The sequence below is a fragment of the Devosia rhizoryzae genome (assembly GCF_016698665.1).
Classification (GTDB): Bacteria; Pseudomonadota; Alphaproteobacteria; order Rhizobiales; family Devosiaceae; genus Devosia; species Devosia rhizoryzae.
Map to the genome: position 1 here is coordinate 112,440 of NZ_CP068046.1, position 26,015 is coordinate 138,454.

The 26,015-nt window shown below is 62.3% G+C and carries 22 protein-coding genes; 14 read left to right on the forward strand and 8 right to left on the reverse strand.

Translation table 11 applies throughout. The features are described from left to right. Nucleotides 1-10: 10 nt before the first annotated feature. Nucleotides 11-2,557: an ABC transporter permease gene (locus JI748_RS00515; RefSeq protein WP_201633810.1), complete on the reverse strand. Its 2,547-nt coding sequence runs from the start codon at nt 2,555-2,557 to the stop codon at nt 11-13. A gap of 192 nt (nt 2,558-2,749) precedes the next feature. Beyond that, complete coding sequence (locus tag JI748_RS00520; RefSeq protein ID WP_201633812.1) at nt 2,750-3,457, reverse strand: ABC transporter ATP-binding protein; 708 nt, start codon at nt 3,455-3,457, stop codon at nt 2,750-2,752. Between the two features lie 167 nt (nt 3,458-3,624). Between JI748_RS00520 and JI748_RS00525 the strand changes: the two genes are divergently transcribed. Then, the gene (locus tag JI748_RS00525; RefSeq protein ID WP_201633814.1) at nt 3,625-4,140 is read left to right on the forward strand and encodes a heme-binding beta-barrel domain-containing protein; all 516 of its coding nucleotides are present in this window, start codon (nt 3,625-3,627) and stop codon (nt 4,138-4,140) included. 93 nt (nt 4,141-4,233) lie between these two features. On the opposite strand, the gene JI748_RS00530 is transcribed toward JI748_RS00525, so the two are convergent. After that, entirely contained in the window at nt 4,234-5,514 is a 1,281-nt protein-coding gene (locus tag JI748_RS00530) for a Gfo/Idh/MocA family protein (protein WP_201633816.1), read from the reverse strand. 120 nt (nt 5,515-5,634) lie between these two features. Between JI748_RS00530 and JI748_RS00535 the strand changes: the two genes are divergently transcribed. The 3 genes from JI748_RS00535 (at nt 5,635) to JI748_RS00545 (ending at nt 10,414) form a co-directional block, all read left to right on the forward strand. Continuing rightward, nucleotides 5,635-6,315, forward strand: a complete 681-nt coding sequence (locus JI748_RS00535) for a GntR family transcriptional regulator (protein WP_201633818.1) — start codon at nt 5,635-5,637, stop codon at nt 6,313-6,315. 76 nt (nt 6,316-6,391) lie between these two features. Continuing rightward, nucleotides 6,392-7,366 carry an aldo/keto reductase gene (locus JI748_RS00540; RefSeq protein ID WP_201633820.1) on the forward strand — a complete coding sequence of 325 codons (975 nt, stop codon included), beginning with the start codon at nt 6,392-6,394 and terminating at the stop codon, nt 7,364-7,366. A gap of 141 nt (nt 7,367-7,507) precedes the next feature. Further along, the gene (locus JI748_RS00545; RefSeq protein ID WP_201633823.1) at nt 7,508-10,414 is read left to right on the forward strand and encodes an insulinase family protein; all 2,907 of its coding nucleotides are present in this window, start codon (nt 7,508-7,510) and stop codon (nt 10,412-10,414) included. A 141-nt stretch (nt 10,415-10,555) separates the two neighbouring features. Here JI748_RS00545 and JI748_RS00550 read toward each other — a convergent pair whose 3' ends face one another. After that, nucleotides 10,556-11,563: an alpha/beta hydrolase gene (locus tag JI748_RS00550; RefSeq protein ID WP_201633826.1), complete on the reverse strand. Its 1,008-nt coding sequence runs from the start codon at nt 11,561-11,563 to the stop codon at nt 10,556-10,558. Between the two features lie 198 nt (nt 11,564-11,761). Here JI748_RS00550 and JI748_RS00555 point away from each other — a divergent pair, with 198 nt between their 5' ends. Genes JI748_RS00555 through JI748_RS00565 form a run of 3 tightly spaced genes read left to right on the forward strand, consistent with a single transcriptional unit; the run spans nt 11,762 to nt 14,601 of the window. Beyond that, entirely contained in the window at nt 11,762-12,766 is a 1,005-nt protein-coding gene (locus JI748_RS00555; protein WP_233280579.1) for a ligase-associated DNA damage response exonuclease, read from the forward strand. Then, nucleotides 12,763-14,328 (forward strand): cisplatin damage response ATP-dependent DNA ligase, encoded by a 1,566-nt coding sequence (locus tag JI748_RS00560; protein ID WP_201633830.1) that lies wholly within the window; start codon nt 12,763-12,765, stop codon nt 14,326-14,328. The genes JI748_RS00555 and JI748_RS00560 overlap by 4 nt, the downstream gene beginning before the upstream one ends. After that, nucleotides 14,329-14,601: a UvrB/UvrC motif-containing protein gene (locus JI748_RS00565; protein ID WP_201633832.1), complete on the forward strand. Its 273-nt coding sequence runs from the start codon at nt 14,329-14,331 to the stop codon at nt 14,599-14,601. It begins immediately after the preceding gene. Here the strand turns inward: JI748_RS00565 and JI748_RS00570 are convergent. Genes JI748_RS00570 through JI748_RS00585 form a run of 4 tightly spaced genes read right to left on the reverse strand, consistent with a single transcriptional unit; the run spans nt 14,598 to nt 17,255 of the window. Beyond that, nucleotides 14,598-14,861, reverse strand: coding sequence for a Txe/YoeB family addiction module toxin (locus JI748_RS00570; RefSeq protein ID WP_201633834.1), 264 nt, complete (start codon nt 14,859-14,861; stop codon nt 14,598-14,600). The genes JI748_RS00565 and JI748_RS00570 overlap by 4 nt on opposite strands. Beyond that, complete coding sequence (locus tag JI748_RS00575) at nt 14,858-15,112, reverse strand: type II toxin-antitoxin system Phd/YefM family antitoxin (protein WP_164535620.1); 255 nt, start codon at nt 15,110-15,112, stop codon at nt 14,858-14,860. The genes JI748_RS00570 and JI748_RS00575 overlap by 4 nt, the downstream gene beginning before the upstream one ends. Nucleotides 15,113-15,159: 47 nt before the next feature. Further along, the gene (locus JI748_RS00580; protein WP_201633836.1) at nt 15,160-15,549 is read right to left on the reverse strand and encodes a MerR family DNA-binding protein; all 390 of its coding nucleotides are present in this window, start codon (nt 15,547-15,549) and stop codon (nt 15,160-15,162) included. After that, nucleotides 15,546-17,255, reverse strand: coding sequence for a long-chain-fatty-acid--CoA ligase (locus JI748_RS00585; RefSeq protein ID WP_201633838.1), 1,710 nt, complete (start codon nt 17,253-17,255; stop codon nt 15,546-15,548). The genes JI748_RS00580 and JI748_RS00585 overlap by 4 nt, the downstream gene beginning before the upstream one ends. Nucleotides 17,256-17,612: 357 nt before the next feature. Between JI748_RS00585 and JI748_RS00590 the strand changes: the two genes are divergently transcribed. From JI748_RS00590 to JI748_RS00620, 7 genes are all read left to right on the forward strand, one after another. After that, on the forward strand, nt 17,613-20,075 hold the full coding sequence (locus tag JI748_RS00590) for an acyl-CoA dehydrogenase (RefSeq protein WP_201633840.1): 2,463 nt from the start codon (nt 17,613-17,615) through the stop codon (nt 20,073-20,075). 146 nt (nt 20,076-20,221) lie between these two features. Beyond that, nucleotides 20,222-22,183 carry a 3-hydroxyacyl-CoA dehydrogenase NAD-binding domain-containing protein gene (locus JI748_RS00595; RefSeq protein WP_201633843.1) on the forward strand — a complete coding sequence of 654 codons (1,962 nt, stop codon included), beginning with the start codon at nt 20,222-20,224 and terminating at the stop codon, nt 22,181-22,183. Nucleotides 22,184-22,194: 11 nt separating this feature from the next. Continuing rightward, a complete protein-coding gene (locus JI748_RS00600; protein WP_201633845.1) occupies nt 22,195-23,481 on the forward strand; it encodes an acetyl-CoA C-acetyltransferase in 1,287 nt (428 codons plus the stop codon). Beyond that, nucleotides 23,478-23,636: a hypothetical protein gene (locus JI748_RS00605; RefSeq protein ID WP_201633848.1), complete on the forward strand. Its 159-nt coding sequence runs from the start codon at nt 23,478-23,480 to the stop codon at nt 23,634-23,636. The genes JI748_RS00600 and JI748_RS00605 overlap by 4 nt, the downstream gene beginning before the upstream one ends. 9 nt (nt 23,637-23,645) lie before the next feature. Next, the gene (gene relB, locus JI748_RS00610) at nt 23,646-23,831 is read left to right on the forward strand and encodes a type II toxin-antitoxin system RelB family antitoxin (protein ID WP_201633849.1); all 186 of its coding nucleotides are present in this window, start codon (nt 23,646-23,648) and stop codon (nt 23,829-23,831) included. Between the two features lie 41 nt (nt 23,832-23,872). Further along, nucleotides 23,873-24,103 (forward strand): type II toxin-antitoxin system RelE/ParE family toxin, encoded by a 231-nt coding sequence (locus JI748_RS00615; RefSeq protein WP_201633852.1) that lies wholly within the window; start codon nt 23,873-23,875, stop codon nt 24,101-24,103. Nucleotides 24,104-24,303: 200 nt separating this feature from the next. Further along, the gene (locus JI748_RS00620) at nt 24,304-25,920 is read left to right on the forward strand and encodes a peptide ABC transporter substrate-binding protein (RefSeq protein ID WP_407644930.1); all 1,617 of its coding nucleotides are present in this window, start codon (nt 24,304-24,306) and stop codon (nt 25,918-25,920) included. Nucleotides 25,921-26,015 lie beyond the last annotated feature (95 nt).

The following is a 26,015-nucleotide window of genomic DNA, read 5'->3' on the forward strand; positions in this document are numbered from 1 at the left end:
CCAAAACGGATCACAAATCTCGCAGCAGACGCGCCGGTCGTGCTGACGCGGCGCGGAGGATGGTCATGGCGCCCAGGAGGGCGGTGACCAGAAGGGCAACGCCGAGGACGATCGTGATCACGTCGGGCCGGTAGGTGAACTCGACTTCGAGCATCAGCGCGCTGACGACGCGACCGACGCCGAGGCCGATGATCGTTGCCGGAATGGCGGCGAGGAGGCCGAGCAGCCCGTATTGGATGAAGGCGGTGGCGATGAGCTCGGTGCGGGTGGCGCCGAGGACTTTGGTGATGACGGTATCGGCTTCGCGCTGGCGGCGGCCGGTGGAGAGGCTGCCGATGAGGACTAGGAGGCCGTTGCCGACCGCGAGGCTGCCGACCAGGGTTGCGGCGAAGGAGAGTTGGCTCAGGGCATCGGTCACCTGCTTGAGGGTATCGCCGACCGAGATGAAGCGGATGTCGGGGAGGTCGGCGGCGAGGCGGCGGGTTACGGCTTCTTCCTGACCAGGCGCCGCGGTGACGGCTGCGAAGAGGGTGGTGGGGTAGTTGTCGAGGACGCCGGGGGAGAAGCTGGCGAGGAAGTCGATGCCGCCTTGCCACGAATAGTCGCGGAAATTGGCGACCGTGACTGTCTTGGGTTCGCCGAAGATTTCGAAGGTCAGGGTGTCGCCGATGTCGACGCCGAGGCCATTGCGGAGGCTTTGGTGCAGCGAAACTAGGCCGGGGCCGGAATAGTCATTGGGCCACCAGTCGCCGGCGACGAGGCGGGAACTCAGGGGCATTTCGGCGCGCCAGGTAAGGGGCACTTCGCCGGATAGGAGGAAAGTGGCTTCCGGACCGCGGGTGCGGGTCTCAGCGACGGGCACATCCTTGATGGCGGTGAGGAGGCCGCGAAGCATCGGCGTCGAGACGAAGCGGCTGATGCCGCTGGCCGGATCGGCGGAAAGGCTTTCGAGCGCTTCGACTTCGTCGGGGAAGAGATCGGAGCCGACAAGGGTGGGGGCATCGAAGGCGGAGGCGCCCAGAAATTCCTGCTGCAGATTGGCTTGCATGACGAGGACTACGATCAGCATGGCAAGGGCCATGCCGGCGGAAACGGCGACGGCAGCGGCGTTCTGTCCGGCGGTGGAAATATTGCGCAGGGCGTGGCGGAGCACGCGGGGGCCGGTTTCGGGGAGACGGGCGAGACCGAGCTGAACCAGGCGAATAAAGAGCTGGAACAGAATTGCGGCCATGGCGCTGGCAAGGCCGAAGGCAAATACGAGGGTCCAGTCGCCGGTCATCAGCCAGGCAAGGACGAAGAAGGCGGCGATGGAGGCCAGGAGCGGGAGCACCTGCCAAGAGAGGAGCAGGGAACTCCAATCGACCGGCGGGGCGTCGAGGCCCTTGGCACGGAACAGGAGGACCGGACGAATGGTCTGGGCCTGTTGCAGCGGCAGATAGGCAAAGGCAAAGGCAGTGATGAGGCCGGCGCCGGCGGCGACCAAAATGGGTTGCGGGTAGATGGAGGGGGCGAGCGAAATGCCGACGGCGCCGCCGATATAGGGCAAGAGGATCCAGGCGATGCTGGCGCCGACCAGGAGGCCAATGAGAACGCCGACCAGCGCGAGGGCAGCGACCTGGGTCAGGAAGTGAATGAAGACGCGGGAGCGGCCGGCGCCGATCGAGCGCATGACCGCGATAACGCCAGAGCGCTCGGCAATATAGGCCCGCATGCCGGTCCAGACGGAAACGCCGCCGATCAACAGCGAACCGAGACCGACGATGACCAGGAAGCGCATGAACAGGTCGTAGTAGCGCACCATTTGGCCGAGGCCGTCGCGGGCGGAGCGGATGGTCCAGCCGCTGTCGATGAAGCGGTCGACGACGGTTTCGAGGCCGCGGTCGATGTCGCGATCGGTGAGGTGGAGCTTGTAGCGGTACCAGGTGCCAAGTCCGGGCAGGGGCGAGGTGCGATCGCTGACGCTGTTGAAACCATCGACCAGGATCAGCGCCGGCATGCCGAGGCGGAAGCCGCGCACGGCGGCATCGGGCAGGCGGGAAAGGGTGCCGCGGATGATGAACTGGCTGCCGCCCAGGCCGATGGTGTCGCCGACACTGGCCTCGAGTTCGTCGAGCATGACGGGATCGACGAGGACGCCGGGGATGTCGTTTTCCTTCGCAAGAAGAGTGTTGACGTCCTGGTCCGCAGGAAGGTTGGGGCTCACCACCTGGCCAAGCAGGGGGTAGCTCGGGCCGACGACGCTGACATCGGCGAAGGCTTCGCCGGTAAAGCTTTCGGCGCGCAGATTGGTGTCGATGACGAGGACGGTGCGGCCGAGTGTGTTGAGGGACGCGAGTTCTTCGGGGGTCGCGAGGCGGTCGGCGCGCGAGATTTCGATGTCGCCGCCCATGAGTTCGGCGGCGCCTTCCTCAATGGCCGAGGTGATGCTGGCGCCGACGGAATTGACGCCGGCGATGAGGGCGGTGCCGACGGCGAGACAGACGACGAGCAGCAGGAAGCGACGCAGGTCGCCGCGCATGTCGAGAAGGCCGATGCGGATCGCGGGCCAGATGTTCATGGGGATATGCTGTGGTGAGTTGGTTTAACGAGCAGTCGGTGCGCGTGAAGAGCACCCCCACCCGGCCTCCCCCTTAAGGAGGGGGAGGAGTTCGGCCGGTGCGAGACCACTAGGTTGCCCTCACTCACAGGAGCGCTCCTCCCCCGACTTACGGGGGAGGTTGGGTGGGGGCTGGTCTGAAAGAACAAGGCGTTAGACACGGTGCGTCGTCTCAGTCAGCTCGCCCGCCGTCATCGTGTAGACGCGGTCGGCTTTGGCGGCGAGGGCGGGGTCGTGGGTGATGAGGACGACGGCGGTGCGGTTGCGGCGGGCGAGGTCGAACATGAGGTCGACGACAACAGCGCCGGTTTTCTGGTCGAGATTGCCGGTGGGTTCGTCGGCAAGGAGGAGCGGCGGATTGGCGACGGTGGCGCGGGCGAGGCCGACGCGCTGTTGTTCGCCGCCGGACATGGCGGAGGGCCGGTGATCGAGGCGGTCGCCAAGGCCGACGGCGGCAAGGGCGGCGGCAGCCTTGGTGCGGATTTCGGCCATGCCCAGCTTGGGCTCGGCGATTTCGGTGGCAAGGCCGACATTGTCGAGCGCGGTAAGGGATGGAATGAGGTGAAAACTTTGAAAGACGATGCCCAGCGTATGGCGGCGGAAGCGGGCGAGCTCGTCTTCGTTCATTTTCCCCAAGTCGCGGCCATTGACGATGACTGCGCCGCCGGTGGCTTTTTCGAGCCCGGCGAGCAGCATCAGCATGGAGGTCTTGCCGCTGCCGGACGGTCCGACGATGGCGACCACTTCGGCGGGGGCAACCTGAAGCGAAACATTGCGCAGAATGGTTAGGGGACGGCCGGCGACATCGAGCGTGTAGTCGATGTTTTTTGCATCAACGATAAGAGCTTCCGAACCGGCCATAGATGCTTTTCCCCCTGGCCCACTTGTCTGGGTGGTTTGCCAAACCTCCTTTAGCGGTAAGTTATTGGCCAATCCGTAACAAGGGCGTCATTGCCTTCAGTTTTGCTCTGGTGTCGGCCGGGCAGTGCTGGCAGGAATGAGCCGGGCGGTCTTTATGAGGGAAGTAGATGACGATGCGATTGTTGCGCGTGGTTTTGGCGGCGCTGGTCTTGCAGGTGGCGGCGATGGTGCCGAGCTTTGCGCAGGACCAGATGGCACTGTTGAACACCTATATTGGTGACTGGCGCGGCGAGAGTGCCCTGATCGGTGGCGACCGCAACGAGCCGTTCCGCTGCCGTCTGAGCGTGGCGCAGGGCGACGTTGGCAAGATCAACTATACCGGCCGCTGCACGCTGGTGAATGCGACGCTCTCGATCAGCGGGACCATCGCTTATAAGGAAGACCAAGGGCGCTACGAAGCGGCGATGAGCTCCAATGCGGGCTATACGGGGCTGGCGGTGGGCCGGGTTTCCGGCGACACGATCAGCTTCGATCTGCGTGAGCAGGCCAAGGATCGGGCGGGCAGCGATGTGCGGATCGGGGCCAAGATCGTCCTCGTGCGCGACACGATCCAGGTAGATTTCGAGGTCGAGTTCAACGAATCGGGCGAAGTGCTGACCGCGGCGGTGCCGTTCAGCCGGTAGGATTTACCCCCACCTCAGCTCTGATAGGGCTTGATGGCCCAAGCAGCGCTATCCTCCCCCTGCAGAAGGGGGAGGAGGTGAGAAAACCTGGGCTTAGAGCCGCACCAGGGTTTTGACATCCACTGGCAGGCCTGTCGCAAAGCTCTGGTTGGCAGCAATGCCGGTGAGGATGGAGAGGGCGCCGTCGCGGTGGTTGGCGCCGTAGCCGGGGCGCGGGGTGGCGTCCCCGAAGATCTCTTCGAGCATGATCTTGTCGCCGCCGCCATGGCCGCCTTCGCCTTGCTTGACCGGGACTTCGACCGCTTCGCCATGAAGCGGGAAGTGGTAGAGCTTCACGCCCTTGGCCGCGCCTTCGGTGTCGGAGGTGGAGCCGGCATTGATGTAGCTGGTTTCGTGTACGGTGAGTTCGAGGCGCCCGCCGGTGCCGTTGATGGCGACGTTGAAGCCTTCCCAGGGCGCATAGGCATAGAGCGAATAGGTCATCACCGCCTTGTTGCGGTAGCGGACCATGACATTCATCGTGTCTTCGATTGAGATGCCGTCGCCGAACACGTTCTGATCGCGCTGGTAGCCGTCTTCCTTCTCGGCGTCCCAATAAAGACCCTTCTGCACCGGGTTTGAGGTCAGATCGATGGCGAACTTGTCGTCCTTGGCGGCTTCGACGCCGGTGGTGCGGGTATAGGGGGTGAAGACGCCGCGCTCTTCGGCATTGGCGCGGCCATAAAATTTCAAATCGCCCATGCCGAAGACCGTGCTTGGCTCGGAGCCGAGCCAGAAGTTGACCAGGTCGAAATGGTGCGTCGACTTGTGGACCATTAGGCCGCCGGAATTGCGCTTGTCGCGGTGCCAGCGGCGGAAATAATCGGCGCCATGGCGAGTATCGAGCAGCCATTCGAAATGAACCGAGGTGACCTTGCCGATAGCGCCATCTGCGATCATCTCGCGCAGGGCCGAATTGTGCGGGGCATAGCGGTAGTTGAAGGTGACGCGGACTTGTCTGCCGGTGCGCTCGACGGTGTCGAGAATGGCCTGGCACTTTTCGGCGTCGGTGGTCATCGGCTTCTCGGTGATGACGTCGCAACCCGCTTCAAGCGCGGCAATAATGTAGAGGTGGTGGGTGCGGTCGATCGAGGTGACGATGACGGTGTCCGGCTTGTGCTCGGCCAGCATCCTCTTAAAGTCCGCCGCCTTGTAGGTGGGGACGGGCTCGCCGCCCAGTTCGCCTGATATGACCTTGTTGGTGAAATCCATGCGCGCCTGGTTGGTATCGCAGAGCGCCACGAGGCGGGATTGGGCGCGGTGCGGGCCCAGGATTGCCTCATAGAACATGCGGGCGCGGCCGCCGGTGCCCACCAGAGCGTAGGTCTTGGTCATCGATTTCCTCCTCGAAACGTCGCTGCGCAAGACTTACGCCGTGCCTGTACAATCTTCCATACAAGATTGTGGAAATCTGCGATAGTTTCCATTGACCGCCGGTTGGGGTAGGGGAGCGACATGAGCGAGATCGCAGGCGACATCGTTGCGGAAGAAACCATGGCCATGCGCGTGGTGGGATCACTTCGCGACGAGATCGTCTCGATGGCAATGAAGCCCGGCGACGTCATATCGGAGAGCGATATCGCGGCGCGCTACGGGATTTCCCGGCAGCCGGTGCGGGAGGCGTTTATCCGGCTGGCGCAGCAGGGGCTGCTCTTGATCCGGCCCAAGCGCGCCACGGTGGTGAAGAAAATATCGCCCGATGGGGTGCGGCAGAGCCGGTTCATTCGCGAAAGCATCGAGGTCGAGATCATCAGGCGGGTGGCGGCGCAGCCGGGGGCGGATGCAGCGGCGGTCTTGGCGGGGCTGATTGCGGACCAGGAAGAGGCGTCGGGCAAGGGTGACAGCCGCGGCTTTCACCTCCTTGACGAGCTTTTTCACCGGACCTTGGCGCGGCTGGCGGGAGTGGAATATGCCTGGCAGCTGATCGACGATCACAAGATGCAGCTCGACCGGGTGCGATATCTGACGTTGGGCGTGAGTTCGAGCCAACGGGCGATCGCCGAGCATAAGGCGATCGCCGAAGCGGTCGGGCGGGCAGATGTTGCCGGGGCGGAGCGGGCGATGCGCGATCATCTGGGGCGGGCCGAGGCGCTGTTGAGCCAGACGATCGCCGATTTCCCGGATTACTTCGAATAGGAACCAGCAGCGCCGCAGACTTGTTCACCAAGAGAGTGGCCTTTAGGTTGGCGCTCGACTTGATTTGGGGAATACAATGAAAACGCGGCGGCTGGGCAAGACGGGTTACGACGTAAGCGAAATCGGGCTCGGCTGCTGGCAGCTGGGCGGTGATTTCGGGCCTGTGGGCGACGAGACGGCCAATGCCATTCTCGACCATGCGCTGGCGGGGGGCGTGACCTTCTGGGACACGGCTGACGTTTATGGCGGCGGGCTTTCGGAGAGCCGGATCGGCGCGCATGCCAAGAGCGCCGACGTCAAGGTTGCGACAAAGCTCGGGCGTTCAGGCGCCTTGTTCCCGAACGGCTATACCAAGGATGGCATTCGCGAGAGCCTCCAGGCTTCGGCTTCGCGGCTGGGTGTCGCAACGCTGGACCTGGCGCAGCTTCACTGCGTGCCGACCGAGGTGCTGCGCGAAGGTTCGATCTTCACCTGGATGGATGAGCTCAAGGCCGAGGGGCTGGTGCGCCACTGGGGCGCCAGTGTCGAGACCATCGAGGAGGGTCTGATCTGCCTCGACCAGCCGGGTTGCGCGACGCTGCAGATCATTTTCAACATTTTCCGGCAGGACGCGGCGGAGAATTTGCTGCCGCTGGCGGCGGAGCGCGATGTCGGCGTGATCGTGCGGTTGCCGCTGGCCAGCGGGTTGCTGAGCGGGAAGTACGACAAGACCACGCGCTTCGATGAAAGCGACCATCGCAACTATAATCGCGACGGCGAGGCTTTTTCGGTGGGCGAAACTTTTTCCGGTATCCGCTTCGAGCGCGGCGTCGAGCTTGTGGCGCAGCTCAAGGGCCTTGCGCCCGAAGGCATGCCGATGAGCCAGTTCGCCCTGCGCTGGATCCTCGATCATCCGCAGGTTTCGACGGTGATTGCGGGCGTCAGCAAGCCCGAGCAGATCGCGGACAATGTGGCCGCAAGCGAGCGCAAGAGCCTGTTCCCGGCGCTGAACAAGCAGCTGGCCGAATGGTACGAGAAGAATGTGAAGGCGGAGATCCGGGGCGGGGTGTGAAGACCCTTCACCCGGCGCTTCGTGCCGACCTCTCCCCAGAGGGGCGAGGTTAAGCAAGCTCAAGCTGCTGTGTGAGACCTAGCGGTGCGCGATTTGGGCACCTAGGTTAGGGCCACCTGCCGCATAACCAGAGTTCCCCCGATGTCCCATCCTGCCTTCGAGCTTGTCCGCGACGAGCGTATTGCCGAGATCAATTCGCAAGCGCTGCTCTACAAGCACAAGAAGACCGGGGCGGAGGTGCTGAGCCTCGTCAATGACGACGAGAACAAGGTGTTCGGCATCACCTTCAAGACGCCGCCGGAGGACTCCACTGGCATCGCGCATATTCTCGAGCACTCGGTGCTGTGCGGATCGCGGAAATATCCGGTCAAGAAGCCGTTTGTGGAGCTCCTCAAGGGCTCCATGCACACCTTCCTCAACGCCATGACCTATCCGGACAAAACGGCCTATCCGGTGGCGAGTCAGAACCTCAAGGATTTCTATAACCTTGTGGATGTCTATCTCGATGCGGTGTTGTTTCCGCTGATCTCGGAGGATACGTTCGAGCAGGAGGGCTGGCATTACGAGCTCGAAAGCGCGGATGCGCCGCTGGTTTATAAGGGTGTGGTCTTCAACGAGATGAAGGGCGTGTATTCGTCGCCGGACTCGGTGATGCATACGCTCAGCCAGAACGCACTTTATCCGGATACGACCTATGGCAAGAGCTCGGGGGGTGATCCGAAGGCCATTCCCGAGCTGACCTACGAGCAGTTCAAGCGCTTTCACCAGACCTATTATCATCCGAGCAATGCACGGGTGGTGTTTTCGGGCGACGATGCGCCGGAGCAGCGGCTGGCAATTCTGGATGAGTATTTCAGTCAGTTCGACCGCATCGCCGTGAATGCCGAGGTCAAGTTGCAGCCGCGCTGGAATGCACCGCGTCAGGTGTCCGGCACCTATGCGGGTGCGATCGATCCGGAGAAGCGCCGCGACGGAATGGTGACGGTCAACTGGATGATCGATCCTCCGGAAGATCGCGAAGAAACGCTGAGCCATGGCTTGCTGAGCTATTTGCTGGCCGGCAATTCGGCGGCGCCTCTGCGCAAGAAGCTGACCGAGAGCGGGCTGGGCGAAGGCATGATCGGGGGCGGGATCGGCACCTATCTGCGCCAGCCGATGGGCGGTTTTGGACTGAAGGGCATCGATCCGGCGGATGCTGGGAAGGTTGAGGCGCTGGTACTGGAAACGCTGGGCGAGATCGCCGAGAGCGGTTTTTCAGAAGAGCAGCGCGAGGCAGCGCTCAACACGTTTGAATTCAACCTGCGCGAACAAAATACCGGCGGCACGCCGCGGGGTATGACCTATATGTTTTCGGCGCTCGGCTCGTGGCTGCATGGCGGCGACCCTCTGGCGCCGCTCGTCTATGAGGATGCGCTGGCGTCGCTGAAGCAGAAGGCGGGCGAGGGGCATTTCGAGCGTGAAATCCGCCGGCTGTTCCTCGACAACCAGCATCGCGTGACGGCAAAGCTTGAGGCCGATCCGGAGCAGGGCGCGCGCGAGGCAAAGGCGGAAGCGGACCGGCTGGCGGCGGTGCGGGATGGTCTCGACGAGACTGCGCGCCAGCATGTCGTCGAGCGGACGGAGCGGCTCAAGGCCTTGCAGGAGGCCGTCGACAAGCCGGAGGATCTGGCAAAGATCCCGACGCTGACGCTGGCTGACCTCGATCGGGATATCCGCACCGTGCCCACCGAAGAGAGCGCCATCGACGGGGCGCGGCTGCTTTATCATGACCTGTCGACGCTGGGCATTCTGTATCTCGACCTGGGGTTTGACCTCCACGTGCTCGACAAGGAGCACTTGCCCTATTTGCCGCTATTCGGGCGGGCCTTGCTGCAGACCGGGACGCAGAAGGAAGATTTTGTTTCGCTGACGCAGCGGATCGGGCGGACGACTGGCGGGGTGCAGCAGCACCGGGCGCTGGCCACAAGGCAGGACGGCTCGGGCACGGCAGCGTGGTTCTTTCTTTCGGGCAAGGCCGTGCCGGACAAATTCGGCGCCATGCTCGAGATCATGGGCGAGGTGCTGCTCGACGCAAACCTCGATAATCGCCAGCGTTTCCGGCAGATGGCGCTCGAGGAAAAGGCCGGGTTCGAGGCGCGTCTTGTTCCTGGCGGCAACGGGATTGTCGACACGCGCATCAAGGCGGGGCTGACCGAAGCGGGCTGGATCGCCGAGCAGATGGGCGGCGTAAGCTATCTCGAGTTCTTGCGGGGCCTCGTGAAGCGCATCGACGCGGATTGGGATGGCGTCGAGGCCGTGCTGCGGACAATTCGCGACCGGCTGTTCAACCGGGACGGAATGGTGGTCAACCTCACCGCGGACCAATCGCTGTGGCAGCAGGCGCGCAGCGAACTGGGCCCATTTATCGGCGGCCTTCCCGATCTCGACTATCCGATAGCGGACTGGAGCCAGGACCTCCTGCCCAAGAACGAAGGGCTCGTGATCTCGGCGCAGGTCAATTATGTGGGCAAGGGCGCGAACCTCAAGGCGCTTGGGCTGGAACTCAGCGCGGCAGCGACGGTGGTGCTGCGGCATCTCAACACAACATATTTGTGGGACAAGGTGCGTGTGCAGGGCGGCGCCTATGGCGGGTCGAGCCGCTTCGACCTGAGTTCGGGCAATTTTGCTTTCCTCAGCTATCGCGACCCCAATCTGCTGAAGACCGTGGATGCCTATGATGGGGCAGCCAAAGCCTTGCGCGCCGGGATCGGCGAAGCAGACCTGGTGCGTTCGGTGATCGGCGTCGTCGGCGATCTCGATCGGCCGGAGTTTCCCGATGCCAAGGGATATTCGGCCATGTGGCGCATCCTGAGCGGCACGACCGACGCGATGCGCCAGCAGCGGCGCGACGAAATCCTTACGGCATCGCCGAAGGATTTTGAGGCGGTGGCGGATGCGCTTGAGGCCGTGGCACGAGAGGGCCATGTGGTGGTGCTGGGTGGCGAGGCGGCGATCGCGGCGGCGAATGATAAGCGGCCGGGGATGCTTGAGGTGACCAAAGTTCAGTAGGGCAGGATAAACGCCCCCTCATCCGTCTCGCTGGCGCGAGCCACCTTCTCCCGCAAGGGGAGAAGGGTAAGTTGGTGGTTGTTTGGGCACAGTGCCCCCTTCTCCCCTTGCGGGAGAAGGTGCCCGAAGGGCGGATGAGGGTTACTTGCTCAGCACTTCAGCCAAATAGGGCAGGCTCACGTCCATGCGGTAGTCGACGCCGGAATGGTTGTCCGGGAATTCTTCGTAGCGGTGGGCGATGGCTTGCGCTTCGAGATGTTTGTGGATGCGGCGGGTGCCGTAGAGGATCGCGTATTGGTCCTCGGTGCCGCAATCGAGGTAGAAGCCCTTGAGCTTGGTGATGCTGTCGGCATGGGTCTTGACCATCACGGCAGGGTCCCAGTGCAGCCAATTGTTCCAGCGGTCCTCGATGACCTCGCAGGTGTCGAGTGTGACCGGCAGCCGGATGCCAAGATAGGCGTCCGGATCCGGGTCAAAGCTCGCTGCCTGGCAGAGGAACATCAGGACATGGGTGTCCTTGCCATCGAGCTTGAGCTTGGCTTCGAAGGCATTCATCCATTGCTCGATCGAGTTTCCCTGCTTGGCAAGAGCCATCAGTATGTCCGGGAAGCCCGCGAGATACAGGTTCTCGAAACCGGCATCGCCGGAATGACTGGCAGCGGCCGACCAGGTGTCGGAATGGCGCATGGCGTGGACTAGGGCGCCAAAGCCGCCGGAGGATTTGCCGAAGACGCCGCGCTTGCCCTGGCCGCCGCAGCCGAACTTGCTTTCGACTGCGGGGAGCATTTCGTCGATCAGGAAGTCCTCGTAGTTCCCGAGAACGGGTGAGTTCACATATTGATTGCCGCCGAGACGCGAGAAGCAATCGGGAAAGGCGACGGCGACCGGGGCCATCTTGCCGTCGCCGATCAGCCGATCGAGGCGCTCGGGAACGTTTTCGGTGAAGCTTTTCCAGGCGGTGTGGGCCGGGCCGCCCGCGGTATAGCCGACGAGATCGACGAGGAGGGGGAGGTTTTCGCCGGTGTGGCCGGCGGGGATGTAGACGTCGACAATGCGAGTCGTGGGATCGCCGAGGAGATTGCCGGCGAGGGCTTTGCTGTCGAGGGTGAGGCGGTAGATGGTGCCGGCGGGATGATTGGTTTTGCGCATGTTTTTGTTCCTTTTTTGACGAGCCTAGCACGGGAGCGCGGCATGCGCCTCCCTCCCCCTTGAGGGAGGGATTGAGGGAGGGGGTGGTTCAGTTCGTCACTGATGGACCCCCACCCCCAGCCCCTCCCCTCAAGGGGGAGGGGAGCCGGGCCGGCAGTCGTACTGAACCGCCCTGCATTTAGAGTCGTTGTGGACTCCATGAACAAGCCGATCCTCAATCGCGATCTTTATGTGCCTTCGATCGATGCGTGGATCGATCCCAATACGCCAAAACCGCGGGCGATCATTACGCATGGGCATGCCGACCATGCGCGGTCCGGGCATGGCGCGGTGCTGGCGACGCCGGAAACGGTGGCGATCATGAAGGTGCGCTATGGCGAGGATTGCGCCGGCACGTTCCAGGCATTGGCGCTGGGCGAGCGGCTGGTGATGGACAATGCCGTGGTGAGCCTTCATCCCGCCGGGCATATTCTGGGATCGGCGCAGGTGCTGATAGAGGCCGAAGGGCAGCGGGCGGTGGTGACGGGGGATTACAAGCGCCTGCCGGACCGGACCTCGGAAGCGTTCGAGCCGGTGGACTGCGATATTCTGGTGACCGAAGCGACGTTCGGACTGCCGGTGTTTCAGCACCCAAAGCCACAGGCGGAGATCGCGCGGCTGTTAAAATCGGTGGCGGACCAGCCGGAGCGGGCGCATCTGGTCGGGTCGTATGCGCTGGGCAAGGCACAGCGTGTCATTGCGCTGTTGCGCGATGCCGGCTGGGACAAGCCGATCTACCTTCATGGCGCGATGATCCGGCTTTGCGAGCTATATCAGGAGCTGGGTGTCGACCTCGGCGAGCTGATCCCGGCCACCGGCATGCCGAAGGCTGCGATGGCGGGGCAGATCGTGATTGCGCCGGCTTCGGCCATTCGCGACAGGTGGAGCCGGCGCTTTCCCGATCCGGTCGTGTGCCAGGCTTCGGGCTGGATGAGCATCAAGCAGCGGGCGCGACAGGCGCTGGTCGAGCTGCCGCTGGTGATCTCGGACCATTGCGACTGGGGCGAGCTCAACACATCCATCATCGACAGCGGCGCCTCGACCGTGTGGGTGACGCATGGACGCGAGGATGCGCTGGTTTATTGGTGCCGGCAGCAGGGTTTGGACGCCGAGCCGCTGGCGCTGCCGGGGCTCGATGACGATGGCGGGGAGGGCGGCGAATGAAGCGCTTTGCCGACCTCCTTGAACTGCTTGCCCTGACGCCATCGCGCACGCGAAAGATCGATGCCTTGGCGCAGTATTTCACCGAAGTGCCCGACCCCGATCGCGGGCTGGCGCTGGCGGTGCTGACAGGGGAGATGGATATCCGCAACGTCAAGCCGGCGCTTTTGCGCGAAACGGTGCTGCGCGAGGTGGACGAGACGCTGTTCGCCATGAGCTACGACTATGTCGGGGATCTCGGCGAAACCATCGCGCTGATCTGGCCGCATCACGGCGAGGGCGAATTGGCCAAGCTCAGCGAGGTGGTGGCGATCCTCAACCGCACCAGCAAGGCGGAATTGCCGCTTGTAATCGGCGATATGCTGACGCAGGCGGCGATCCACGAGCGCTGGGCGCTGATCAAGCTGGCGACGGGGGCGCTGCGCGTGGGCGTGTCGGCGCGCCTGGCAAAGACGGCACTGGCGGAAATGAGCGGGGTCGAATTGCAGGCGATCGAAGAAGTGTGGCACGGGATCAAGCCGCCCTATCTTGAACTCTTCGAGTGGCTGGAGGGCAAGGCGGGACGGCCGGATATCGATCATACGGCGCGGTTTCATCCTCTGATGCTGTCGACCCCGATCGAAGATGCCGATTTCGGCAAGCTCGATCCCAAGGATTTTTCGGCCGAGTGGAAATGGGACGGCATCCGCGTGCAGTTGGTACTGGGCCGGGATGGCGCGTCGATGTTTTCGCGCACGGGCGACGATATTGCGGCGAGCTTTCCCGATGTGGTCGAGGCGGCAATAGGCCATGCGGTGCTCGATGGGGAATTGCTGGTGGGGCATGATTTTGAAGCGCGCAGCTTCAACGACCTGCAGCAGCGGCTGAACCGGAAAGTGGCGCAGGGCAAGCAGATGGCGGAGCTGCCGGCTTTCGTCAGGGTCTATGACATGCTGTTCGATGGCGATGAGGATATCCGGACTCTGAGCTGGCAGGAGCGGCGGGCAAGGCTCGAGGCGTCGTTTGCCAAGAACCCGCAGACGCGGATGGATGTGTCCGAGATCTTGCCGTTCGGCGACTGGGAGGATTTGGCGCGGCTGCGGCGCATGGGGGCCGACGAACATGGGCATGAGGGCGTCATGCTGAAGCTGCGCACCAGCCCTTATGTACCGGGACGGCCCAAGGGCTATTGGTTCAAATGGAAGCGGGACCCGAACGTCGTCGATGCGGTGCTGATGTATGCGCAGCGCGGGCACGGGAAGCGATCCTCGTTTTACTCCGACTATACGTTCGGCGTGTGGAAGGGGAACGAGATCGTGCCGATCGGCAAGGCCTATTTTGGCTTCACCGACGAGGAGCTGAAGCAACTCGATCGCTGGATCCGTGCGCATACGGTTTCGGCCTTCGGGCCGGTGCGCGAGGTGAAGAAGGAGTTGGTCTTTGAGGTGGCATTCGACTCGGCGCAAAAGAGTGCGCGGCACAAGTCGGGCGTGGCCTTGCGGTTTCCGCGCATCAACCGGATCAGGTGGGACAAGCCGGCCCAGGAAGCGGCGCGGATCGAGGATATGGATGCGTTTGTGGGGTAAATGATGTCGTCACGAAGCAATCATGCGCGGCTGGTCGCGCTGGAAAAGGAAATGGATGAGGCGGCGGCGAATTTCGATTTCGAGCGTGCCGCGGCCTTGCGCGACGAGATTGCGCGCTGGAAGGGCGAAGACGAGGGTGTCGTAGGCCAGCCGCCGCCAGGGCAGATGGGGCTAGGCTCGAACGTGCCGGTGCGCGAGCCGCCCAAGAACTGGGTGAAGCCGAAGAAGCCGGATTTTATGACGAGGAATGTGAAGCCGAAGGGCGGGCGCTAGTTTTTATCGTAATGGAAGCGGCACTGGTTAACCCATAGGATTTCGCCTTCAACTCGATAGACCAAGCGATGCTCCTTGGTGATGCGGCGCGACCACCAGCCTTTGCGATCGCCTCTGAGTGCCTCTGGTTTTCCGATGCCGCTGAAAGGAGAGCGTCTGCAGTCCTTGAGCAGCGTGTTGACCTTCTCGAGAATATCGCGGTCGTTTGCTTGCCAATGTTGATAGTCGTCCCAGCCTGTCTCTGTGAAGAGAAGTTTCACTCAGGCCACTCGGCTTCAATACCTTTGCCTGCCTCAAAATCAGCTTCACCTTGAGTCAGACGCCGAGAGTTCGCTTTGGTGCTGTTTAGGTGGAGGGTTTCTTTCCAACCCTCGAACTCCTCCAAAGACATGACAACGACAGGCTGCTTTCCAGCTGGACGCGTGATGATGAGGGGTTCGAAATCGGTCACTACCGCATCTATGTCGGCAGCTATATTCTTGCGGAAGTCGGAAATGGATTTGGCGCGCATAGGGAACTCCTTAGCGCAATATGTACCTTATGTTGTACAAACTCAAGTCACGCCTTGGCGAAGCGTCGGTCGGCGAGCTTTCGGATCTCGCGCAGTTCGGTGATCGTGGTTTCGAGGTCGTCGCGCTGGCGTTCGAGGAGGGCGATGCGTTCGTCGACTTTTTCCGAAAGGAGGTTCACCTGCTGGGTGCGGTCGGCGTCGTAGAGGCTAAGATAGTCGGAGATATCGCGCAGGGAGAAGCCCAGGCGCTTGCCGCGCAGGATCAGGATGAGGCGGGCACGGTCGCGACGACGGAAGATGCGGGTGGCGCCGACGCGTTCGGGGGACAGCAGGCCCTTGGCTTCATAGAAGCGAATGGCGCGAGTCGAGATGCCGAACTCCTTGGCGAGGTCGGCGATGGCGAAGAGGTCGCGGTTTTCCGGGTCGACGTGCTTCACTTGGCCCTCGCATGGGTTTTCGCATATTCTTCACGCAGCTCTTTCTTAGAGAGCTTGCCAATCAGCGTCTTGGGCAGGGTGTCCTTGAAGATGAAGTGCTTGGGCATTTCAATCTTGTTGAGCTTGTCGGAGAGGAAGCTCTTGAGGCCCGCCTCGGTCGCGGTCTGGCCTTCCTTGAGCTTGATATAGGCCACCGGGGCCTCGCCGCGATATTCGTCGGGCACGCCGATGACGTTGACCTCTTCGACTGCCTCGTGGGTCATTAGCGCTTCCTCGATGGTGCGCGGATAAACGTTGAAGCCGGAGCAGATTATGAGATCCTTGATGCGGTCGACGAGGAAGACGTAGCCGTCGTCGTCCATGTGGCCGACGTCGCCGGTCCGGAGCCAGCCGTCCATGAAGGCATCGCGCGAGGCTTCTTCGTTGTCGTAGTAGCCGGGCATGACCTGCGGGCCCTTGACCTGCAGCTCGCCATTTTCGCCGACACCGACGAGGCTCTGGTTGTCGACATCGACGAAGCGGATGTCGGTGCCGGGGAGGGGGAGGCCGATGGACATGGGCTTTGAAGGCTTGCGCAGGGCAGCGCAGCAGACAACGGGGCTAGCTTCGGTGAGGCCATAGCCTTCGGCCAGCAGGGCCTTGGACTTTTTGGCAAAGGCAGCACGGACTTCGTCGGGCAAGGCGGCGCCGCCGGAAATGGCGACTTCAAGGCTTGTGAGCTGTTCGGGCTTGGCACTGTCGGCACGGGCCACGGCGTTGAGCAGGGTTGGGACGGCGGGCAAGACATTGGCCCTGGTGCGCTCGAGCAGCGCCAACAGCGCCTTAAGTTCGAAGCGCGGCAGCATGATCACCGGCGTGCCATTGCTGAGCGGCACGTTCATGCAAACGGTCATGGCAAAGATGTGGAAGAAGGGGAGGACCGCGACGACCTTGGAGGGCGGCAGGAAAAGGCCGTCACCCCATTTGTCGATCTGGCTCATATTGGCCGAGATATTGGCGTGGGTGAGGAGCGCGCCTTTGGGAATGCCGGTAGTGCCACCGGTATATTGCTGGACGGCGATGTCCTTGCGCGCGTCGATGGTGACAGCCGTGGGCGTGTCGTTGCGGCTCAGCAGATCATCGAAATAGCTGATGCTGGCGGCGTGCGGAGATTGGCGCGGCTTGGCAAGGTCCTTGCGCTTTGCCACCGAGAAGAGGATTTTCTTGACCAGCGGCAGCGCGTTGGGGAAGTGCGCGACCACGAGCTTTTTAACATGGCCAGCCTTGAGCAGTGCCTCGCCTTTTTCGAAGATCTGCTGGAGATCGAGCGTCACCAGGATATCGGCGCCGGCATTCTTGGTGATGTGGCTGAGTTCGGGGACGGTGTAGAGCGGGTTGCAATTGACGACGGTGCCACCGGCCCGCAGCACGCCGTAATAGGCAATCGGGTAGAAGGGCGTGTTGGGCAGCATGAGCGCGACGCGCGTGCCCTTGGTGACACCGAACTGGGTCTGGAGCGCGCCGGCAAAGGCGATGATCTTTTTGCCGAGCTCACCGAATGAGGTCGTGCCGCCGAGGAAGTCGAGGGCAAGGGCGTGGGGGGTCTTGGCGCAGGCAGCGAGCACTTGCTCATGCACCGGGGTTTCGTCGATCCGATCGTCCCAGCGGATGTTTTCGGGATAGCTCGAGACCCAGGGGCGCAGGCTGGTGGTCGCAGTCGTGTCCATGGGGTTCCTCCACATGCCGCAGGGAGCGGCTTCAATCCTGTGCCGTTTGCGTCTCGCGCCTCTGCTCAAGGGCAGGTTTATTCGGCAGTGGGTGGAAACTATTCCACTTGTTTACGTTAGCGTCAACGGAGGGCAGGGGCATTCCAACATCGAACAAGATTATGCCGCGTCAGCCGAGCGAAGTCGCTTGAACCTAATGGTCTCACCGTTGACGTATAGGTAAACTTGAGTAAGGTATCGTTGCCCTGTCGAAAGCGCGCTAAGCTGCGCCTCAAGGCAGAGCCGGCAAAGCGGCCGGGAGTGAATTGACGGGCAAGGCCCAGGGCGCGGGTCGGCCTGTCCGAGGAGGAGTGGGCGATGACCATTTTGCTGATCGTAGCCGGGCTTGCGGCCTTTGCGACCTTGGCCGTGCGGGAAAGCCCGCTGTGGCAATGGGGTGCGGCATTCGTGCTGCTTGGATTTGCCTCGGGGCTCGACTTCGAGAGTGCTGCGGTTGCCTATGAACTGGGCTGGTTCTCCTGGCTGTTTATCGTCTTCGGCGCGGTGCTGCTGGTGCTCTCCGTCAAGCCGATCCGCATGGCTATCCTGATCCCGCCGATCTATGGCGCGGTGCGATCCATCCTACCCAAAGTGTCCAAGACCGAGCAGGAAGCGCTCGATGCCGGTACGGTCGGTTGGGATGCTGAACTCTTTTCAGGCCGTCCGGACTGGGACAAGCTGACCAAGATCCGGCCGCTGACGCTGACTGCGGACGAGCAGGCGTTTCTGGACAACGAGACCGAAACTGCCTGCCGGATGATCGACGATTGGGACATCCGCCATAACCGTGCCGACCTGTCGCCGGAGCTTTGGGACTATCTCAAGCGCAAGGGCTTTTTGGGCATGCTGATTGCCAAGGAGCATGGTGGCCTGGGCTTTTCGGCACAGGCGCAGTCGATGATCGTTTCCAAGATTGCCAGCCGATCGGTGGCGGCGGGCATCACGGTGATGGTGCCCAATTCGCTTGGGCCCGGCGAATTGCTGGAAAAGTATGGCACGCCGGAGCAGAAGGAAAAGTACCTCCATCGTCTCGCCGTGGGCGATGAAGTGCCGTGCTTCGCGCTGACCGGCGTGCATTCGGGATCCGATGCCGGGGGCATGCGCGATGTCGGGGTTGTCACCAAGGCAATGTGGAACGGGCAGGAAACGCTGGGCGTCCGGCTCGACTTCGACAAGCGCTATATTACGCTGGCGCCGATCGCGACGCTGGTGGGCCTCGCCTTCATCCTCAAGGATCCCGACAACCATCTGGGGCGTGGCGACAATATCGGCATTACGCTGGCGCTGATCCCGCACGATCATCCGGGGCTTGATATCGGCCGCCGGCACTTCCCGGCGCGGCAGGCCTTCATGAACGGTCCGGTGCGCGGCAAGGACGTCTTTATCCCGATGGACTACCTGATCGGCGGCACCGCCTATGCCGGGCAGGGCTGGCGCATGCTGATGGAATGCCTCTCCACCGGCCGCGCCATTTCGCTGCCGGCGATCGGGACGACCTCGATGAAGTCGACGCTGCGGGTAACGTCGGCCTATGCTCGCGTGCGCCGGCAGTTCGGTATTCCGGTGGGGCTGATGGAAGGCGTGGCCGAGCCGCTCGGCGAGATGGTGAAGCGCGCTTACATGTATGAGGCGGCGCGGCGTCTCACCGCCTCGATGGTCGACGAAGGCCAGCGCCCGGCGGTGATCGCGGGCCTCCTCAAATATACGACGACCGAAGCCATGCGCGACAGCATGGACGACGCTTTCGACATCCAGGGTGGCCGCGCCATCCAGGACGGACCGGGCAATTACCTGTTCGGCGGCTATATGGCCATTCCGGTGGCGATCACCGTGGAAGGCGCCAATATCCTGACGCGCACGCTGATGACCTTCGCGCAGGGTGTGCTGCGCGCGCATCCGTACCTGCTCAAGGAAGTGCAGGCGGCGCAGAACAAGGACAAGCGCGCTGGGCTCGATGCGTTCGATACTGCCTTTGGCGGGCACACGCGGTTCATGCTGCGCAATATCGTGGCGAGCTTCCTCCATGGCGTCAGCAATGGGGCCTTTGCATCCTCGCCGAATCAGGGGCCGATGGCGCGCTACTACCGCCATCTTCATCGTTACGCGCAGGACTTCGCGCTGGTGGCGGACTGGACTACGGTGGTGCTGGGCGGAGCGCTCAAGCGCAAGCAGAAGCTTTCGGGCCGCATGGCCGATTTGCTTGGCGAGCTTTACCTGATGTCGGCGACCCTGAAGCGCTTCGACGAAGAAGGCCGTATCGCCGAGGATCGCGAATTGGTCGAAGCGATCATGGATGACCGTATTGCCAATCTCGAGCGTATTCTCGGGGAGGTTTTTGCCAACTTCCCCAATCCGGTTTTTGCCGGGGCGATGAAGTTCTTGTGCTTCCCGCTGGGGCGGCATGCCAAGCGCGCTTCGGACCGGGCAAATTATCGCTTCGCCAAGGCAGTGCTGCAGCCCGGCGCCTTCCGCGATCGGCTGACCACGGGCACCTATGTTTCGCACGATCCGGACGATGTCACGGGTGTGCTCGAAGATGCGTTTATCAAGGTGACAGAGGCCGAAGAGATCGAAGGGCGCTTCATCAAGGCGGCGCGCAAGGGTGTGATTGAGCGGCGGCATGATCGCGATGCGATCGACGATGCCATCGCCGCAGGCGTGCTTAACGACAATGAGGCCGGCATCATGCGGGCGGCGGACGAGGCGACCAATCGGGCCGTCAATGTCGATGATTTCGACGATGTGCTGAAGCCGACAGCACCACGGCTGGCGGCGGAATAGGGAGCTGCAGGCGCAGCCTGCGCCTCCCTCCCCCTTGAGGGGAGGGAATGAGGGTGGGGGTGGTTTAGTGGGTCACGGAGGGACCCCCACCCCCAACCCCTCCCCTCAAGGGGGAGGGGAGGACGACTGAAAAATCGAGGAACGCAATGATCGCCCACAACGCGACCGAGACCCCCAACTGGAGCTTTCATACCGATCTCGAAAAGATCGGCTGGCTGACGATCCATTCGCCGGAAGGCTCGGTCAATACATTGAGCCGCGAGGCGATCACTGAGCTCGAGACGCTGGTCGGGCAATTCGAGGCGCTGGCAAGTTCGGGTCAGCTGGTCGGGGTCGTGCTCTTGTCGGGCAAGGATTCGGGGTTCATTGCCGGAGCGGATGTGTCCGAGTTCGACACGATGAGCGATCCTTCGGTGCTGACCGAGGCGCTGAAGCGCACGCATGCGCTGTTTGCGCGGATCGAGAAATTGCCCGTGCCGGTGGTGGCGGGCATCCATGGCTTTTGCCTGGGCGGTGGGCTGGAGCTGGCGCTGGCCTGCCACTACCGCATCGCGGTCAACGATGAGAAAACGCGCATCGGCTTTCCCGAGGTCAATCTGGGGATCTTTCCAGGGTTTGGCGGCACCGGACGCTCGATCCGCCAGGCGGGTCCGGTCGATGCCATGCAGATCATGCTGACCGGCAAGATGTTGCGGGCCGGGGCGGCGCGCAGGCTGAACCTCGTCGACAAGCTGGTGCGCCATCGCGACATGCTGCGATGGGAAGGCCGAAAGGCGGTGCTGCAGAAGCGCAAGTCGAGCGAGGCTGGTTTGGTGAAGCGCGCCATGGCGCTGCCGCTGGTGCGCGAGGCCGTGGCCAACAAGATGCGCGAACAGGCGGGCAAGAAGGCGCGCAAGGAGCATTTCCCAGCGCCCTATGCCCTGATCGACCTGTTTCAGAAACATGGCGACGACTGGAAGGCCATGGTGCGCGGCGAGATCGATGCCTTCGTGCCGCTGATGGGGTCGCCGACGGCGACCAATCTGCGGCGGGTGTTTTTCTTGTCCGAGAGCCTCAAGAAGCAGGGTCTAAAGGGGGCCAAGTTTTCGCGCGTGCATGTTATCGGCGCCGGTGTCATGGGTGGCGATATTGCAGCCTGGTGCGCCTATCGCGGCATGAGCGTGACGCTGCAGGACCTCGACATGGAGCGCATCAAGCCGGCGCTCGATCGAGCCAAGAAGCTCTTCACCAAGCGCTACAAGAAGCGGCGCGAGGTTGATGCGGCAATGCTGCGGCTGACTGCGGATCCGCAAGGCACCGGGGTGGCGCGGGCGGATGTGATCATCGAAGCGGTGGTGGAAAAGCTCGAGGTCAAGCAGGCGATCTTTTCGGGGCTGGAGGACAAGATGAAGCCCGGCGCCATCATGGCGACCAATACGTCGTCGATCGAACTCGAGCGCATTGCCGAGGCACTGAAGGATCCGGCGCGGCTGATCGGGCTCCATTTCTTCAACCCGGTGGCGCAGCTGCCATTGGTGGAAGTGATCCGCTCGCGCTTCAACTCGGACGAAGCCATTGGTAAGGGCGCGAGCTTTGCCCAAGCGATCGGCAAGTCGCCGGTGGTGGTCAAGTCCGCGCCGGGCTTTTTGGTGAACCGCGTGCTGATGCCCTATATGCTCGGAGCGGTGGAGCGGGTGGAGCGCGGCGAAAGCAAGGAAGTGCTCGACGCCGCGGCCGTTGCCTTCGGCATGCCGATGGGGCCGATAGAGCTCATGGATACGGTGGGCCTCGATGTCGGCAAGTCGGTGGCGACAGAACTCGGTCATGCCGTGCCTGAGGGCAGCCAGTTTGCCAGGCTGATCGCCGAGGGAAAGCTTGGCCGCAAGAGCGGCGAGGGTTTTTACAAGTGGGAAAACGGCAAGGCGGTCAAAGGCGAAATGCCGGAACGCGAGGACCTTGCCAAGCTCGGCCGTGAGCTGGTGAAGCCTCTGGTCGACATGACCGAAGTGGTTGTGTCCGAAGACGTCGTCGCCTCGCCGGACCTCGCCGACATCGGCGTCATCATGGGCACCGGCTTTGCCCCCTTCCTCGGCGGGCCGATGAAGGCTCGCGCCGATGGCCGCGCGTAAGGAGATTTGAGATGAGTGAAACCAAGCGCGTTGCCATTGTCGGTTCGGCCCGCATTCCCTTTGCCCGCGGCGGCACGGCCTATGCGGACGAGACCAACCTTTCCATGCTCAGCGCCACGATGACGGGACTGGTCGACAAGTATGGGCTCAAGGGCGAAAAGATCGACGAGGTCATTGCCGGCGCGGTGATCAACCATTCGCGGGACTTCAACATTGCGCGCGAGGCGGCGCTGGATGCAGGCCTTTCGCCGCGCACGCCGGGAACCACGATGCAGATCGCCTGCGGCACGAGCCTGCAGGCGGCGCTGGTGCTGGCGGGCAAGATCGCTTCGGGGCAGATCGATAGCGGCATCGCGGCGGGGTCTGACTCCGTGTCGGATAGCCCGATTGTTTTTGGCCCAAAATTCCAGAAGCGGTTGCTGGGCGCCAATGCCGCCAAGACGACCGGCGACAAGGTCAAGGCTTTCACCAAAGGCTTCTCCTTCGGCGAGCTGACGCCGGTGGCGCCTTCGGTCAACGAGCCGCGCACGGGGCTGTCCATGGGCCAGCATGCCGAGCTCATGGCCAAGGAATGGGGCATCACCCGCGCCGAGCAGGATGCACTGGCGGTGGCGAGCCATCGCAATGCCGCCAAGGCGTATGACGAGGGGTTTCACGACGACCTCCTCGTGCAATGCGCTGGGCTGGTGCGCGACAACAATGTGCGTGCCGATGCCAATATGGAGAAGATGTCGACGCTCAAGCCTGCCTTCGACAAGACCAGCGGGCAGGGGACGCTGACGGCGGGCAATTCGACGCCACTGACGGACGGCGCGGCCGGGGTATTGCTGGCCTCCGAAGAGTGGGCGCGAGCGCGTGGGCTGCCGATCCTGGCCTATCTCACCACCGGCCGTGTCGCTGGCAATGATTTTGCTCATGGCGAAGGACTGTTGATGGCGCCGACCATTGCCGTCAGCGAAATGCTCGATAAGGCAGGCCTGAGCTTTGCGGATATCGACTATTTCGAGCTGCACGAGGCGTTTGCAGCGCAGGTGCTGTGCACGCTCAAGGCCTGGAAACACCCGGACTACAACCGCGATGTGCTGGGGCGGTCCGACGTTCTGGGCGAGATCGATCCGGCCAAGATCAACGTCAAGGGTTCGAGCCTTGCCTACGGGCATCCGTTTGCCGCAACGGGGGCGCGGATTTTGGGTATCACGGCAAAGCTTTTGAGCCAGGATCCTGGGAAACGAGCGCTATTGTCGGTCTGCACCGCCGGCGGCATGGGTGTCGCAGCATTGGTCGAAAGCGCAGCATGAACGACAACGTCGTCAAGTTCCGGCGGCCCGAGAAAAAGCCCGAGCCGCCGGTAAGAAAGCCTCGCGGCCCGACGCCAGGATGGCTGCCGTTCGCGGTGTTGCTGGCGGTGGCCCTGGTGATCTATGCTGTGGGGCAGGCGGGGCTGCTTGGTTAGGAACGTGCGATGAGCGAAAAACTCGATCCGATCATTTCCGAGTTCGAAACGCAGGAGCAGGCGGACTCCTACGACCGCTGGTTTCGCAAGAAGGTGCAGGAGTCGAAGGATGATCCGCGTCCTGCCATCCCGCACGACGAGGCTATGGCACGGCTCCGTGAGACGATCCGGCGCACATCGCGGAAAAGCGCTTGATGCAAGTGCAGTGGTCGGCTTTCGGATTGGACCAAGCTGACTTGGCCGCTGCATACGTTGCGCAATTCAATGTAACGGCTGCTCTCAGTCTTTATGAGCGCTTTGCCGAGGTTGCGCTGCTTTTGTCTGATCGTCCCTATATGGGGCGACCGGGACGCGTTGCGGGTACTCGGGAATATGTCGCCCACCCCAACTACATCATGATCTACACGGTTCATACGGATCGGATCATCATCGACAACGTCGTCCATTCCCGCCGCGAATATCCCTGATCGCGCCGCCTCACCGCACACCATTGCATCAAAAAGCGTCAGCATTGACGCATAGGTCAATGTTTTGCTTGTCAGTGGACGCTTCCTGGCGATACCGTCCAACGAACTTGACCGCCGGCACCAACGGCGGCGAGGGCTAAGCCGCACATAGAGGGGCGGCAACAAGACTTTCAGGACTTCCACAAGGAGATGGGACGAGAATGAAGTTTACGCAAACCCTGACTGCGGTAGCGACCGCGGGCCTCATGGCCGCGCTGATGACTGGCGCCGCTTCGGCCGTGACGCTCAACATGATGAACGGCTCCGAACCCGGCTCGATCGATCCGCATCAGGCTTCGGGCGACTGGGAAAACCGCATCATCGGCGATTACCTCGAAGGCCTTATGGCCGAAGACGTCAATGCGGAAGCCATTCCAGGCCAGGCCGAAAGCTACGAAATTTCGGAAGACGGCCTCGTCTATACCTTTACCCTGCGTGACGGTATTCAGTGGTCGGACGGCGAACCCGTCACCGCAGAAGATTTCGTCTTTGCGTTCCAGCGCCTGTTCGACCCCAAGACCGCTTCGGACTATGCGTATCTGCAGTTTCCGATCAAGAACGGTTCGGAAATCGCTGACGGCAGCGTCACCGATTTCAACGAGCTGGGCGTCAAGGCCATCGACGACAAGACCGTCGAAATTACCCTTGAAGGCCCGACGCCGTTCTTTCTCCAGGCGCTGACCCACTACACCGCCTATCCCGTGCCCAAGCATGTGATCGACGAGGTCGGCAACGACTGGACCAAGATCGAGAACATCGTTTCGAACGGCCCCTATACGCCGACGGAATGGACCCCCGGCAGCTACATCAAGTCGGTCAAGTCCGACACCTATTGGGATGCTGCAAACGTCCAGATCGATGAAGTGAATTACTTTGTGCAGGACGATCTGGCCGCCGCCCTGTCGCGCTATCGCGCTGGCGAATACGACATCCTGACCGACATCCCCTCCGACCAGGCCGAGTGGATCAAGACCAACCTGCCGGGCCAGGACTATTTCGCGCCGTTCCTCGGCATCTACTATTATGTGATCAACCAGGAGAAAGAGCCCTTCGACAATCCTGATGTCCGCAAGGCTCTGTCCATGTCGATCAATCGCGACGTGATCGGCCCCGACGTGCTCGGCACCGGCGAATTGCCGGCCTATGGCTGGGTTCCGGAAGGCACTGCCAACTATGAAGGCGTAGAGCCCTACCAGCCCGAATGGATCGGCCTCTCCTATGAAGAGCGTGTGGCCGAAGCCAAGTCGATCATGGAAGGCCTGGGCTATACCTCGGCTTCTCCGCTTGCCGTGCAGCTCAAGTACAACACCAATGACAACCACCAGCGGATTGCCGTGGCGATCTCGTCGATGTGGGAACAGATCGGTGTGAAGACCGAGCTCTTCAATTCCGAAACCGCCGTGCACTACGACGCACTGCGCGCCGGCGACTTCGACATCGGTCGTGCCGGCTGGCTGCTCGACTATTCGGACCCGTCCAACACGCTTGACCTCTTGCGCAACGGCATCATGCAGGACGGCGCCATGAACTGGGGCAACAACTACGGCCGCTACCAGAATGACGAGTTCGACAGCCTGATGGACCAGGCAACCACCGAGCTTGATCTCGCCGCGCGTGCCAAACTGCTCGGCCAGGCTGAAAAGATCGCGATGGATGAAACCGCCGCTTTCCCCATCTACTGGTACATCGCCCAGAATGTCGTTTCGCCGAAGGTCACCGGTTTTGTGTCCAACGCTTCGGACATTCACCGGACGCGCTGGTTGAGCAAGTCCGAATAAGCCCAAGGCAATAATGCGGCGTCGCCCCTTGGGAGGGGCGGCGCCGTGCGTTTTTGATCCGCCGACGTGCGCTTGAAGGCGCGGTGGATGCGAAA